Origin of the sequence: Pseudomonas sessilinigenes, from assembly GCF_003850565.1 — a bacterium.
Classification (GTDB): domain Bacteria; phylum Pseudomonadota; class Gammaproteobacteria; order Pseudomonadales; family Pseudomonadaceae; genus Aquipseudomonas; species Aquipseudomonas sessilinigenes.
This window is the reverse complement of sequence record NZ_CP027706.1, coordinates 3,454,350-3,466,261: the sequence shown is the minus strand read 5'-3', so window position 1 is coordinate 3,466,261 and position 11,912 is coordinate 3,454,350. Positions and strand designations below refer to the sequence as shown.

The window sequence follows — 11,912 nt, the reverse complement described above, 5'->3', positions numbered from 1 at the left end:
CGACTTCTGACTTGCAGCTTGCGGCTTGTGACTTACCGCTGCCGCTATAACAAGAAACCGGAGAACCCCACATGTCCCTGAGTGTGTTCGACCTGTTCAAGATTGGCATCGGCCCCTCCAGCTCCCACACCGTTGGCCCGATGCGCGCAGCCGCGCGCTTCGTCGAGGGCTTGCGCCGTGAGCAGCTACTGGCCGCCACCACCAGCGTCAAGGTCGAGCTGTACGGCTCGCTGGGCGCCACCGGCAAGGGCCACGGCAGCGACAAGGCCGTGCTGCTGGGCCTGGAAGGCGAACAGCCGGACACCGTGGATACCGAGAATATTGCCGCGCGCCTGCAAGCCATACGTAGCAGCGCCAGCATCAACCTGCTCGGCGAACAGCGCATCGCGTTCAACGAGAAAGAACACCTGGCACTGATCCGCAAGCCCCTGCCCTATCACCCCAACGGCATGATCTTTCGTGCCTTCGATAGCGCCGGCCTGCAGATCCGCAGCCGCGAGTACTACTCCGTGGGTGGTGGTTTCGTCGTCGATGAGGATGCCGCCGGCGCCGACCGCATCGTCGAGGACACCACGCCCCTGACCTTTCCCTTCAAGACCGCCAAGGAGCTGATGCTGCACTGCAGCACCTATGGCCTGTCCATCAGCCAGGTCATGCTGGGCAACGAAAGTGCCTGGCGCCCGGAAGCCCAGACCCGCGAAGGCTTGCTGAAGATCTGGCAAGTCATGCAGGACTGCGTGGACGCCGGTTGCCGCCATGAAGGCGTGCTGCCGGGCGGGCTCAAGGTCAAGCGCCGGGCCCCGGCCCTGTACCGCCAGCTGTGCAAGCACCCGGAAGCGGCCCTGCGCGATGCGCTGTCGGTACTGGACTGGGTCAACCTCTATGCCTTGGCGGTCAACGAGGAAAACGCCAATGGCGGCCGGGTGGTCACCGCGCCCACCAACGGTGCCGCCGGCATCATCCCGGCGGTCCTGCACTACTACATGCGCTTCATCCCCGGGGCCAACGAGGACGGGGTGGTGCGTTTTCTCCTGACCGCCGCCGCCATTGGCATCCTCTACAAGGAAAACGCCTCGATCTCCGGCGCCGAAGTCGGTTGCCAGGGGGAAGTGGGCGTGGCCTGTTCGATGGCCGCCGGCGCCCTGTGCGAGGTACTGGGTGGCAGCGTGCAGCAGGTGGAGAACGCCGCGGAAATCGGCATGGAACACAACCTCGGACTGACTTGCGACCCCATTGGCGGGCTGGTGCAGGTGCCCTGCATCGAACGCAATGCCATGGGCTCGGTGAAAGCCATCAATGCGGTGCGCATGGCCTTGCGCGGAGACGGACAACATTTCGTCTCCCTGGACAAGGTGATCCGCACCATGCGCCAGACGGGCGCCGACATGAAAAGCAAATACAAGGAAACCGCCCGTGGCGGTTTGGCCGTGAACATTATCGAGTGCTGATACCCAAGCCAGGTATCGGCTCATTTTCAGGAGTTGCCCATGTCCACCGAAACACTGTTGAAAACCCCGCTGCACAACCTGCACCTGGAACTGGGGGCGCGCATGGTGCCGTTCGCCGGCTACGACATGCCGGTGCAGTACCCGCTGGGGGTAATGAAGGAACATCAGCACAGCCGTGAGCAAGCCGGGTTGTTCGATGTGTCCCACATGGGCCAGATCCTGTTGCGTGGCGCCAACACCGCCCAGGCCCTGGAAACCCTGGTGCCGGTAGACATCATCGACCTGCCTGTGGGCATGCAGCGCTATGCCATGTTCACCAATGAGCAAGGCGGCATCCTCGACGACCTGATGGTGGCCAACCTGGGCGACGAGCAGCTGTTCCTGGTGGTCAATGCCGCCTGCAAGGACCAGGACCTGGCCCACCTGCGCCGGCATATCGGCGAGCAATGCGATATTCAGCCGTTGTTCGAAGAGCGCGCCCTGCTGGCCTTGCAAGGCCCGGCGGCGGTCACGGTGCTGGCGCGCCTGGCACCGCAAGTGGCGCAGATGACCTTCATGCAGTTCAAGCCAGTAACGCTACTAGGGGTGGATTGCTTCGTCAGCCGTTCGGGCTACACCGGTGAAGACGGTTTCGAGATTTCGATTCCCGCCGACCAGGCGGAAAAGATCGCCCGCGCCCTGCTGGCCGAACCAGAAGTGGGGCCCATTGGCCTGGGCGCCCGCGACTCCCTGCGCCTGGAAGCCGGCCTGTGCCTCTATGGCCATGACATGAACGAGCAGACCACACCGATCCAGGCCAGCCTGCTCTGGGCCATCTCCAAGGTCCGCCGCGCCGATGGTGCCCGGGCCGGTGGTTTCCCCGGTGCCGAAGTGATCTTCGCCCAGCAACAAGAAGGCGTGGCGCGCAAGCGTGTCGGCCTGCTGCCCCAGGAACGCACACCGGTACGCGAAGGCGCGGAAATCGTCGATGCCGACGACAACATCATCGGTAGCGTGTGCAGTGGCGGCTTTGGCCCGACCCTGGGTGGACCATTGGCCATGGGTTACCTGGATATCCAGTACACCGCTCTCGATACGCCGGTCGCCGCAATAGTTCGTGGGAAAAAGGTGCCAATGCTTGTAAGCAAAATGCCATTCGTCCCACAACGCTACTACCGTGGCTAAAGGACTGTTTCTATAAGTAACGCGGTTGCGTTAAAAGTGCACTAATCTGTAACGCAACCGCCATAAAACAGTGCATATTTTCGATACTGAAAGTCACTTATAACCCCCGAAAAGAATTGAACAATCCTATCGAATAAGCATCATGCGCTAGTTCTGCCAAACCTCGGCAAGCTGCGTAAAACCGGGGCTTCGCGGGGCTTGTTTTTTCTCCCATAGTTGGCGTAGAGTTTCCCCACTGTGTTTGCATGGGTCGCTTGGAATCGTGACCTGGGCAGTAGCTAACAAGTTTGCTACACCCGTTCGACGTCTCTTACTTTCCTGCAACCCAGCCCAGTACTCTTCCAAAGGAAGAGACTGTCATTAATTTTTTAGCGTCAAAGGAAATAAGAAATGTCCCAACGTCAGAGCGGTACCGTCAAGTGGTTTAACGACGAGAAAGGTTTTGGTTTTATCACTCCAGAGAGCGGTCCGGATCTGTTCGTACACTTCCGCGCCATTCAAGGCAACGGCTTCAAAAGCCTGAAAGAAGGCCAGAAAGTGACCTTCATCGCTGTGCAAGGCCAAAAAGGCATGCAGGCTGACGAAGTACAAGCAGAAGCTTAATCGTCTGTAACGAAAAAGCCCCTGATGCTGACATCAGGGGCTTTTTCGTGCGTGCAATTCCGTAAAATGGCTTCTTTTTTCAGATGAGAGCCTGTCATGTCGAAACATCTGCTAAGCCCCCAAGGCGAATTCCCCGCCGCCGGCCTGGGTCGTCGCCTGGCAGCGATGTTCTATGATTTCCTGCTGTGCGTCGCCTTGCTGATCGTCACGGGCGGCATCTACAAACTGATCCAGATGCAGATCATCGGTGAAGCCCGTATGCGGACCCTGACCGAGTCCGGGGCGCTGGACGGTGATCCTTTGTACTCCACCGTCCTTTTGTTCGTGTTGTTCGGTTTCTTCGCCAAGTTCTGGACTCACACCGGCCAGACCCTGGGCATGCAAGTCTGGGGCATTCGCGTGCAGAACGCCGATGGCAGCCGCATCAACCTGTGGCAAGCGCTGCTGCGCTTCATGGTGTCCATTGCCTCGTGGCTGTGTGCCGGGCTGGGCTTTTTCTGGGTGCTGATAGACAAGCAGAAACGCAGCTGGCACGACATCTACTCCAACACCCAGCTGGTGCGTATCCCCAAGCGGAAAAAATGATCTGCCCCATATGAAAACGCCCCGACAGATCGGGGCGTTTTTTTTGTCCGTGACAACAACCTTCAGGCGTTGCCAGCCAGCTTCATCCGCGCAGCCTGGGTGAAATCCAGCATGCGCTTGAGTGGGCGAATGGCATTGGGGATCAGCGCCGGGTCCACATGGATCTCGTTGCTGCCCTGTTGCAGGCAATGCAGGGTGCGCTCCAGGGTGTTCATGGCCATCCACGGGCAATGGGCACAACTGCGGCAAGCCGCGCCATTACCGGCAGTAGGTGCCTCGATGAAGACCTTGTCCGGGCACAGCTGCTGCATCTTGTAGAAGATGCCGCGATCGGTTGCGACGATGAAGGTCTTGTTCGGCAGGCGCTGCGCCGCGGCAATCAACTGGCTGGTGGAACCCACCGCATCGGCCAACTCGATCACCGAGCTTGGCGACTCTGGATGCACCAGGATCGCCGCATCCGGGTACAGGGCCCGCATGTCTTCGAGCTGCTTGGACTTGAACTCTTCATGCACGATGCAGGCACCGTCCCAGAGCAGCATGTCGGCACCGGTCTGGCGCTGGATATAGGTGCCCAGGTGCTTGTCCGGGCCCCAGATGATCTTCTCGCCGTTGTCCATCAGGCTCTCGACGATCTCCAGGGCGCAGCTGGATGTCACCACCCAGTCGGCCCGGGCCTTCACCGCAGCGGAAGTGTTGGCGTACACCACTACCGTACGCTCGGGATGCTGGTCGCAGAAGGCGGAGAACTCATCCACCGGGCACCCCAGGTCCAGGGAGCAGGTAGCCTCCAGCGTCGGCATCAGCACGCGCTTTTCGGGATTGAGGATCTTCGCCGTCTCGCCCATGAAGCGTACGCCGGCCACCACCACGGTCTTGGCCGGATGGGCATTGCCAAAGCGGGCCATTTCCAGGGAATCGGAAACACAGCCACCGGTCTCTTCGGCCAGGGCCTGGATCACCGGGTCGCAATAGAAGTGGGCAACCAGCACCGCATCTTGAGCCTTGAGCTCAGCCGCGATGGCGGCACGGAAATGAGCCTCTTGCTCAGCACTCAGGGGCACAGGCTGTTTGGCGTCGAGGTGGGCTTGAACCAGAAGGCGTTCGGAAATTTGCGTCATGTTCGCAAGACCTGCAGGCGCTTGGGCGCGAAAGTCGAGTATACCACCGGCTCCGGACCGCTCAGGGCCCCGCCGGGAGAGTGAATTCATCAGGCACGGACAACGTTGGAGCCGCGCAAGGCTACAGAATATCCCGGGTATTCAAAAGCTTATTCTGTCCGCCGGCTGATCTTCACAGCGCATACCGACTGACGGGCAAAACGCTGTTGGCCCGGCTAGCGGCTCGACCGGGCCAACGGCCATTGGCACTCAGTCGGCGCCCACGCTGGACGGCTCCTCCAGCACTCGCTTGGGATGCATGCCATTGACCATGCCCATGAACGGCGCATGGATCGAGTAGCCCAGCAAGCGCTGGATGTGTTCGCTGCACTGGCGCACGGTATCGCGCGGGATCGACAGGCTGAAGTTCTCCTGCTGGCGTGCCCAGGGCTCGCAATACTGTGCAGTCAGGGCCAAGCGCGGTGCCTGGCTGTGATTGGCGCCACCGCCATGCCAAAGCGTGCCGAGAAAGAACACCACCGATCCCTTGGGCATCACCACCGGTTGCGCGCAGGCCCGCTCCGCCTCGGTGGGTAGGCGACCATCCCAGAGATGGCTACCGGGGATGACCAGGGTGGCGCCGTTGTCCGTGGTGAAGTCATCCACCGCCATGACCGTGGCTGCGCCATAAGGTGGCCGCGGACGCGCCATCGGATAGAACGCATCATCGTAATGCAGGCTCTGCGCGGCCTCTCCCGGCAGGATATTGATGGCCTGCAGCTGGGACAGCAGGTAGTTCGGTGCCAGGATCCGATCCAGCAGGCCGAGCACCAGCGGATGCTCCACCAAAGGGTTGCAAGCCAAGGTCTTGGCGATCACCGCGTACAGGCGTTGGGTGCGCATGCCCTCGAAGGCATTGCGTCCGGTGTGATGCGAAAAGAGCCCACCAAGCGCCCTGCGCATCTCATCCACCTGCTGCTCATCGAACAGGCGTTCGAGCACCACGAAGCCATCGCGCTGCAAGCCCCTGGCAAGGTTTTCCAGCAGCGCCGGTGCCACGGCTTCCTGGCTGCCAGCAGTCGATGGATGGGTCCTGGCATAACCGCTGTGCATGTAGTCGTGCTGCTCGGGCAAGGTCTTGTTATTCATTGCTCTGCTCCCGGGTGGTAGGTCGCCTCAATTTGTAGGACCCTGGCGCAACCGCCAATGACGCTTTGCCTCAACTGACATGACCGACTGGATCGTTGCCCCGACCATTCCCGCCCGCTTTGCCCGCGAACTGCTGGCTCAGTTGCGCCTGGATGCAACCACCCACGACGCCCTGCTGCAACGCTGCGGGCTGTCCAGGGAGATGCTGCATGACGGTCATCGGCTGGCTCCCCTCACCTACCGGGCCTTGAGCCGGCTGGCCGTGGGAGCCAGTCACGACGAAGCCTTCGGATTCTTCGCCCGGCCCGTTCCCCTGGGCAGCTTCGCGCAATTGCTGCGACTGCTGGTGCACCTGCCCACCCTGGCCGACGCTCTTGAAGAAGCAGCGCGTTTTTACCAATTGTTCGATGGTGCACGGCCCTGGCAGCTGGAAAAGGACCTCAACAGTGCCCGCCTGGTACTGGTTCCGCGAACGACAGCCCAGGCCGACTCCACGCTCTGGCCCCATATGTTGCTACTGGCGCTCTGGCACAGCGCAAGCTGGCTCACAGGGCAAACCCTGCCGTTGCGCCAGATCGTCCTTCCCGAGCACCTCGCCACGTTCGCCCCGCAATCGCGCTTCCTGTTCGGCCACCAGCCCCGGTGCGGTACCAGGGCCCTGCTGGAACTACCAGTGGCCAGCTTGCGTGCCCCGATCCTGCGGCGCCCCGAGGAAGTAGCACGTTTCACCCGCCACTTGTTGCCGACCCTGATCGCGCAAGCTCCCGCGCCCCACCTCGAGACGCAGTTGCGCAGCCTGCTGTGCGCAGCCGAGCCCTTCGCCAGCCTGTCCGAGATCGCTGCCGCCCAGGCCCTGGGGCTTTCCCGACAAACCCTGGCGCGCAAGCTGGCAAGCCTGGGCACCAGCTTCCTCGGTATCCGCGAAGACCTGCGGCGCGACTTGGCCTGCGCCCAACTGGCACGTGGCTCGATGAGCGTCGCCGACCTGGCACACCTGCTGGGCTACTCCGAACCCAGTGCGTTCCAACGCGCCTTCAAGCAATGGACCGGGCTTGCGCCAGGGGCCTATCGCGGTGGACGGCGCTCGAGCCGAGCTGACTGATGGCCGCTCGGCTCGCCCCATCGAGGACTCGACGCCGCACTGCCTCTAGCCTTGTACCCTGACCATTTTGTTCACCAGTTCGTGATAGCAACGGCTTACCGGTACTACCACGCCGTTGCTCATCAGCAGCTCCATGTTCTTGCCATGGGTGCGCCTGGAAACAACGGCACACCGGCGTACCCAGTAGGATCGATGCACGCGAGAACCATCTTCCTCGGCAACATCGGCCAGTGCATTGCTGAAACGGTAGAGAACCAGTTCTTCCCCACGACTGGTGGTGATGCGCACGTAGTGTTCTTCCGCCTTGATCACCAGGATTTGCATGGCGCCAGACAGGCCTTGACCGCATGAGTAGCCAGCTCGGCCGTCCATCAGTTGGCAAGGGCAAAGCAGGTTCTAACCAACCTTGATGCCCCGGACCAGCATCTGGATCACCCCCCGGATGTAGTCCTGATGCGCCTCCAGATCGGGCGGATCTTCGGCCACCAATCGAATCAGTTGCATGAAGCTGATGTCCATCAAGCCCTGGATGCATAGCGCCACATCCAGCTGAGGATCCAGCATGCCCTTCTCCATCAGGCGCTCCACCAGGCCGGACATCTGCTGCTGGTGGCTCTTCAGGGAGTCCTGGTAGGCATCGAAGAATGCACTGCCTGGCGTCAGCATCAGCGGAAGGATTTCCCGCCATATCGAGGCCGGAAGGATCTGCAAGGTATGCAAGATGCCATGGCTCTCCAGGTAACACAGCGCCTCCACCGCGTTTTCAAATCCTTCCAGTGCGGTACGCGAGTCCAGCACCACCAACTCGTCCGATCCACTGAGGATGTCGAGAAGGATCTGCTGCTTGCTACCGAAGTAGTTGAATACGGTCGGCACGGAGACCCCCGCCCCTGCGGCAATCTGCTCGATGGTGGTGCCGTGGAAACCCTGCTGGGAAAACAGACCCAATGCCGCGTCGATGATGGCCTTGCGACGCTCTTCCTTCTGCCGCTCTCTCAACCCTGCCACTGATCATCCTTTATGTCCGTAAATGAAATCGCCCCGGGCGCATTAGCGTCGCCAGTTTAACCGAGAAAAATTTATAGTTGACTATAAGTTTTTCATGAACTAAAAAATAACCACGACCACAACAACAATAAGAGGTCCCCCATGCCGCCACATACCGTCCCCTGATCCCCGGGAAGCACACTTTCGGTGTGTCGTCTCTCATCACGCCAGCCCGCCGTTGCGCATCGCTTCACGCATTGCTCGTGAAGGTCCGGTTCGGCTCATGCCTGGAAATACAGCAACAGAACAGATGCCTGATGGCATCGTCGAGCAGCCCATGTCCACACAAAACAGAAATCCTGTGCGTTCTTCCCTGGGTACCAGCAGTCTGTTTTTCTTTGTCATCGCTGCCGCCGCGCCGCTGACATCCATCGCGGGCTTCGCACCACTGGCCTTCCTGATTGGCGGCCCGGCGACGCCCCTGGGTTTTATCGTGGCAGGCAGTGTCTACCTGGTCTTTGCCATTGGTTTCCTCAACTTTGTCCGGCATACGACCCGGGGGGGAGCCTTCTATACCTACGTCAGCATCGGCTTGGGGCCACACCTCGGTCTGGGGGCGGCGTTGATGGCCTATGTGGCCTATACCCTGGGCCAGGTGGGTTTCTGTGCCGCAGCAGGCCTGTTCACTCGCGAGGCGATCCACGGGATGTTCGGCACAGCCCCCTCCTGGGGCGCTTGCGCACTGGGGCTCACGTTCCTTTGTGGCCTGATGGCTTATCACCGCATCGAGTTCAACGCACGCGTCATGGCCCTGCTGATCCTTGCGGAAATCGGCATCCTCGCGCTGTTCGCCACCGTGGTTTTCATCAAGGGGGGAGCCCAAGGCATACGCTTTGAAAGCCTCGACCCAAGCGCCCTGCTGTCTCCCGGTACCGGAACGCTGCTGGTCCTGGCCTTCGTCGTATTCATCGGCTTCGAGCAGGCCGCCCTATACAGCGAAGAGGTGCATGACCCCAAGCGCACAATCCCCCGCGCCACCTACCTGGCGATCGGATTCCTGACGCTGTTCTATCTCTTCACGTCCTGGAGCATCTACATCGCCATCGGGCCTGACCAGTTCCAGCAAGTGCTGGCGGTCGATACCACCAACCTGGTCTTCAACCTCGCTAACCGCTACCTGGGTTCCTTCTGGTCATCGCTGATGCTGATACTGGTGGTGACCAGTTTCTTCGCCGGCGTGCTGGCCCTGCAAAACGCCAGCTCCCGTTACCTGCTGTCCATTGCACAGGAACGAATGCTCCCGGCACCTTTCGCCAGGCGCAACCGTCATGGTGTTCCGAGCTTCGCCGGACTTTTCCAGGCGGTCCTGGTTGGCCTGGTCATACTGCTGGCCTACTGCGCCGATATCGACCCCTACCGCCAACTGATCATCTGGACCAACACACCGACCCTGGTGGGCGTCCTCATCCTGCAGGTGCTCGCCTCCCTGGCGGCGATACGTCACTTCCATGGCAAGGCTAGCGGCACAACGTATTGGCAGCGCTTCATCGCCCCCGCCAGCGCCAGCGTCATGCTGCTATCGGTGCTGGGCCTGCTGGTACGGGATATGCCATTGCTCACCGGCCTCTCCCAACCCTTGAATGCCGCGATCCTGCTGCCTCTGGTACTCGCCTTCGGTGCGGGTGTCATTCGCAGCCTTCGACTCAATGGGCAGGTATCCACCTGCCACGAACCCCCTGTCCACTGATCCCACCCCGTTTTCCAAGGAGAAACCATGACCGTCTCATCCTCTGGGCGTGCCCGGCACGCATGGAGCATTCCCGGCTGGGCGTCGGAACGACCTTGCGAGGCGCCACAGGCCCGCGAAGTCTGGTGCTATACCGACAAACCGTCGTATAGCGCCGGTGAATGCGTCCAACTGGCGATCCACTCCACCGCCAGGCGCCTGCAACTGAGCATCGTCCGCGATGGCCTGGCGACACACTGCGTGTTGCAACGCACACTCGAGGGAGACTTTCGCCAGGCGACGCCCACCGATGCCTACACCCAGGGCTGCAACTGGCCGTACGCCACCAGCATCACGATCGATGAAAGCTGGAGCAGCGGTTTCTACCTGGTGCGCCTGAGTGCAGAGTTTCCCGGGGAGACCCTGGACACCGAACATTACTTCGTGGTCAAGGCCGGCGCACGCAGACGTGATGCCGTCATGCTGCTGACGACCAGCACGTTGGCGGCCTACAACGATTGGGGAGGCGCCAACAGCTATCGTGGCGCCCCGGAAGATGATGGCCCCTGCGCCGAACTGTCCCTGATGCGCCCGCTGGGGCGAGGCTTCCTGAGCAAGCCCGACGGCGCCCCGCGCAATGCCCACTCCACGACCCCGCCACCAGGCTGGGAACCCCGGCATGAGGTGTACGAATGGGCCAAGGCCAATGGTTACTCGCGCCACCACGCCGATGCCTTCTGGGCCACCTATGAGCGACCCTTCCTGGTCTGGGCCGAAGAACAGGGTTACGCCTTCGACTTTCTCACCCAGTGGGACCTGCATTTCTCTCCCGAGACGCTTGCCTCCTACCGCTGTGTGATCATCGTTGGCCATGACGAATACTGGTCCTGGGAGATGCGCGACGCCCTGGACCACTACCTGGATGCAGGTGGGCACCTGGCTCGCTTCGCCGGCAACTTCATCTGGCAGGTACGCCTGAGTGCCGATGGTACGACCCAGGTCTGCTACAAGGACCCGCGCCTGGACCCACAGGCCACTATCCATCCCGAGCGCGTCACGACCTTTTGGGACAGTCCCCAGGTCGGTCGCCCCGGCGCCAGCACCATGGGACTTACCGGAATCGCCGGCTGCTACAACCGCTATGGCAGCACCACGCCGCGCTCCAGCGGCGGGTTCACCGTCTATCGCCCCGGGCACTGGGCATTCGCCAACACCGACCTGTACTACGGCGACCAGTTCGGCGCAGCCCCGACCTGCATCGCGGCCTTCGAACTGGACGGCGTCGAATACACCTTCCGGCGTGGCCTGCCCTACCCCACCCATGAAGATGGCGCCCCAGATTCACTGGAGATCCTCGCCATGGCGCCAGCCGTGGTGGGCGCCGACGACCGCTGGGAGGGCCAGGTCCCGCTGGGAGCCCCAGCCTGGGAGTTCGACAGTTTGCTCGAAGCGGTGTACGGCGACACGCCCCCCGCTCATCTCAAGGACAAGCGTTATGGCAGCGGCATGGTCGCCACCTTCAAGAGAGGCGCTGGCGAGGTGTTCAACGCTGGCAGCTGTGAATGGGTCAACGGCCTGATCCGACACGACATCTTCACCGAAATCATCACCCGCAACGTGCTCGACCGTTTCATTGGCAATCCAACAAGGGAGAACTAGCCATGTCTATCGAAAACATCATCAGCATCACCCTGGGCCAGGGTCAGGCCATCAATCCCGAATGGCCGGATGGCATGGCCTCGAGCGATTGGCGCGAAACCGAATACCGCTGTTTTGCCAACAGCAGCGGCAGCCTGTTTGGTGGTACCTGGTCCGGGGAGCCGGGCCAGTTGCTACTGGAGTCGTACCCGTACAACGAAATCTGCGTGATGCTCGGTGGGCATGTCGCCCTGATCGATCCCGATGGCGGACGCAAGGACTTCAAGACCGGGGATGCGTTCTTCGTCCCCCGTGGCTTTACCGGTATCTGGCTGACGCTGGAACCGTCCAGCAAGATTTTCGTCGCCCTCGACACGCCTTGACCCACTGAACCACGTCCCTCCCCCTGC

At 61.3% G+C, this 11,912-nt stretch carries 12 protein-coding genes; 8 read left to right on the top strand and 4 right to left on the bottom strand.

The window, feature by feature from the left end; all coding sequences use genetic code 11:
• The first annotated feature begins 71 nt into the window (after positions 1 to 71).
• The 4 genes from C4K39_RS15940 to C4K39_RS15925 all read left to right on the top strand — a co-directional run bounded on the left by C4K39_RS15940 (position 72) and on the right by C4K39_RS15925 (position 3,800).
• The gene (locus C4K39_RS15940) at positions 72 to 1,448 is read left to right on the top strand and encodes an L-serine ammonia-lyase (protein WP_068579164.1); all 1,377 of its coding nucleotides are present in this window, start codon (positions 72 to 74) and stop codon (positions 1,446 to 1,448) included.
• Between the two features lie 39 nt (positions 1,449 to 1,487).
• Complete coding sequence (gene gcvT / locus C4K39_RS15935) at positions 1,488 to 2,612, top strand: glycine cleavage system aminomethyltransferase GcvT (protein WP_124346962.1); 1,125 nt, start codon at positions 1,488 to 1,490, stop codon at positions 2,610 to 2,612.
• Between the two features lie 390 nt (positions 2,613 to 3,002).
• The gene (locus C4K39_RS15930) at positions 3,003 to 3,215 is read left to right on the top strand and encodes a cold-shock protein (protein WP_007977299.1); all 213 of its coding nucleotides are present in this window, start codon (positions 3,003 to 3,005) and stop codon (positions 3,213 to 3,215) included.
• 96 nt (positions 3,216 to 3,311) lie between these two features.
• Positions 3,312 to 3,800 carry an RDD family protein gene (locus C4K39_RS15925; protein WP_068579159.1) on the top strand — a complete coding sequence of 163 codons (489 nt, stop codon included), beginning with the start codon at positions 3,312 to 3,314 and terminating at the stop codon, positions 3,798 to 3,800.
• A 62-nt stretch (positions 3,801 to 3,862) separates the two neighbouring features.
• On the opposite strand, the gene nadA is transcribed toward C4K39_RS15925, so the two are convergent.
• The gene (gene nadA, locus C4K39_RS15920; RefSeq protein ID WP_068579158.1) at positions 3,863 to 4,921 is read right to left on the bottom strand and encodes a quinolinate synthase NadA; all 1,059 of its coding nucleotides are present in this window, start codon (positions 4,919 to 4,921) and stop codon (positions 3,863 to 3,865) included.
• A 249-nt stretch (positions 4,922 to 5,170) separates the two neighbouring features.
• Positions 5,171 to 6,049, bottom strand: a complete 879-nt coding sequence (locus C4K39_RS15915) for a phytanoyl-CoA dioxygenase family protein (protein WP_124346961.1) — start codon at positions 6,047 to 6,049, stop codon at positions 5,171 to 5,173.
• A gap of 79 nt (positions 6,050 to 6,128) precedes the next feature.
• Between C4K39_RS15915 and C4K39_RS15910 the strand changes: the two genes are divergently transcribed.
• On the top strand, positions 6,129 to 7,151 hold the full coding sequence (locus C4K39_RS15910) for a helix-turn-helix transcriptional regulator (RefSeq protein WP_124346960.1): 1,023 nt from the start codon (positions 6,129 to 6,131) through the stop codon (positions 7,149 to 7,151).
• A 45-nt stretch (positions 7,152 to 7,196) separates the two neighbouring features.
• Here the strand turns inward: C4K39_RS15910 and C4K39_RS15905 are convergent, their stop codons facing one another.
• Together C4K39_RS15905 and C4K39_RS15900 are read right to left on the bottom strand one after the other, a co-directional pair.
• Positions 7,197 to 7,475: a LytTR family DNA-binding domain-containing protein gene (locus C4K39_RS15905; RefSeq protein WP_164487300.1), complete on the bottom strand. Its 279-nt coding sequence runs from the start codon at positions 7,473 to 7,475 to the stop codon at positions 7,197 to 7,199.
• 72 nt (positions 7,476 to 7,547) lie between these two features.
• Positions 7,548 to 8,159: a TetR/AcrR family transcriptional regulator gene (locus C4K39_RS15900; protein WP_124346958.1), complete on the bottom strand. Its 612-nt coding sequence runs from the start codon at positions 8,157 to 8,159 to the stop codon at positions 7,548 to 7,550.
• Positions 8,160 to 8,475: 316 nt separating this feature from the next.
• Here C4K39_RS15900 and C4K39_RS15895 point away from each other — a divergent pair, with 316 nt between their 5' ends.
• The 3 genes from C4K39_RS15895 to C4K39_RS15885 are packed head-to-tail and all read left to right on the top strand — an operon-like array spanning position 8,476 to position 11,885.
• Entirely contained in the window at positions 8,476 to 9,885 is a 1,410-nt protein-coding gene (locus C4K39_RS15895; protein WP_164487299.1) for an APC family permease, read from the top strand.
• A 27-nt stretch (positions 9,886 to 9,912) separates the two neighbouring features.
• Entirely contained in the window at positions 9,913 to 11,523 is a 1,611-nt protein-coding gene (locus C4K39_RS15890; protein WP_124346956.1) for a N,N-dimethylformamidase beta subunit family domain-containing protein, read from the top strand.
• A gap of 2 nt (positions 11,524 to 11,525) precedes the next feature.
• Positions 11,526 to 11,885, top strand: a complete 360-nt coding sequence (locus tag C4K39_RS15885; RefSeq protein WP_124346955.1) for a cupin domain-containing protein — start codon at positions 11,526 to 11,528, stop codon at positions 11,883 to 11,885.
• The last annotated feature ends 27 nt before the right edge of the window (positions 11,886 to 11,912 follow it).

Bases quoted from the DNA above. Each gene is read 5' to 3' on its own strand.
- C4K39_RS15890 (WP_124346956.1), top strand. From the start codon at position 9,913: ATGACCGTCTCATCCTCTGGGCGTGCCCGGCACGCATGGAGCATTCCC.
- C4K39_RS15930 (WP_007977299.1), top strand. From the start codon at position 3,003: ATGTCCCAACGTCAGAGCGGTACCGTCAAGTGGTTTAACGACGAGAAA.
- nadA (WP_068579158.1), bottom strand. From the start codon at position 4,921: ATGACGCAAATTTCCGAACGCCTTCTGGTTCAAGCCCACCTCGACGCC.
- C4K39_RS15905 (WP_164487300.1), bottom strand. From the start codon at position 7,475: ATGCAAATCCTGGTGATCAAGGCGGAAGAACACTACGTGCGCATCACC.
- C4K39_RS15885 (WP_124346955.1), top strand. From the start codon at position 11,526: ATGTCTATCGAAAACATCATCAGCATCACCCTGGGCCAGGGTCAGGCC.
- C4K39_RS15895 (WP_164487299.1), top strand. From the start codon at position 8,476: ATGTCCACACAAAACAGAAATCCTGTGCGTTCTTCCCTGGGTACCAGC.
- C4K39_RS15915 (WP_124346961.1), bottom strand. From the start codon at position 6,049: ATGAATAACAAGACCTTGCCCGAGCAGCACGACTACATGCACAGCGGT.
- C4K39_RS15925 (WP_068579159.1), top strand. From the start codon at position 3,312: ATGTCGAAACATCTGCTAAGCCCCCAAGGCGAATTCCCCGCCGCCGGC.
- C4K39_RS15910 (WP_124346960.1), top strand. From the start codon at position 6,129: ATGACCGACTGGATCGTTGCCCCGACCATTCCCGCCCGCTTTGCCCGC.
- gcvT (WP_124346962.1), top strand. From the start codon at position 1,488: ATGTCCACCGAAACACTGTTGAAAACCCCGCTGCACAACCTGCACCTG.
- C4K39_RS15940 (WP_068579164.1), top strand. From the start codon at position 72: ATGTCCCTGAGTGTGTTCGACCTGTTCAAGATTGGCATCGGCCCCTCC.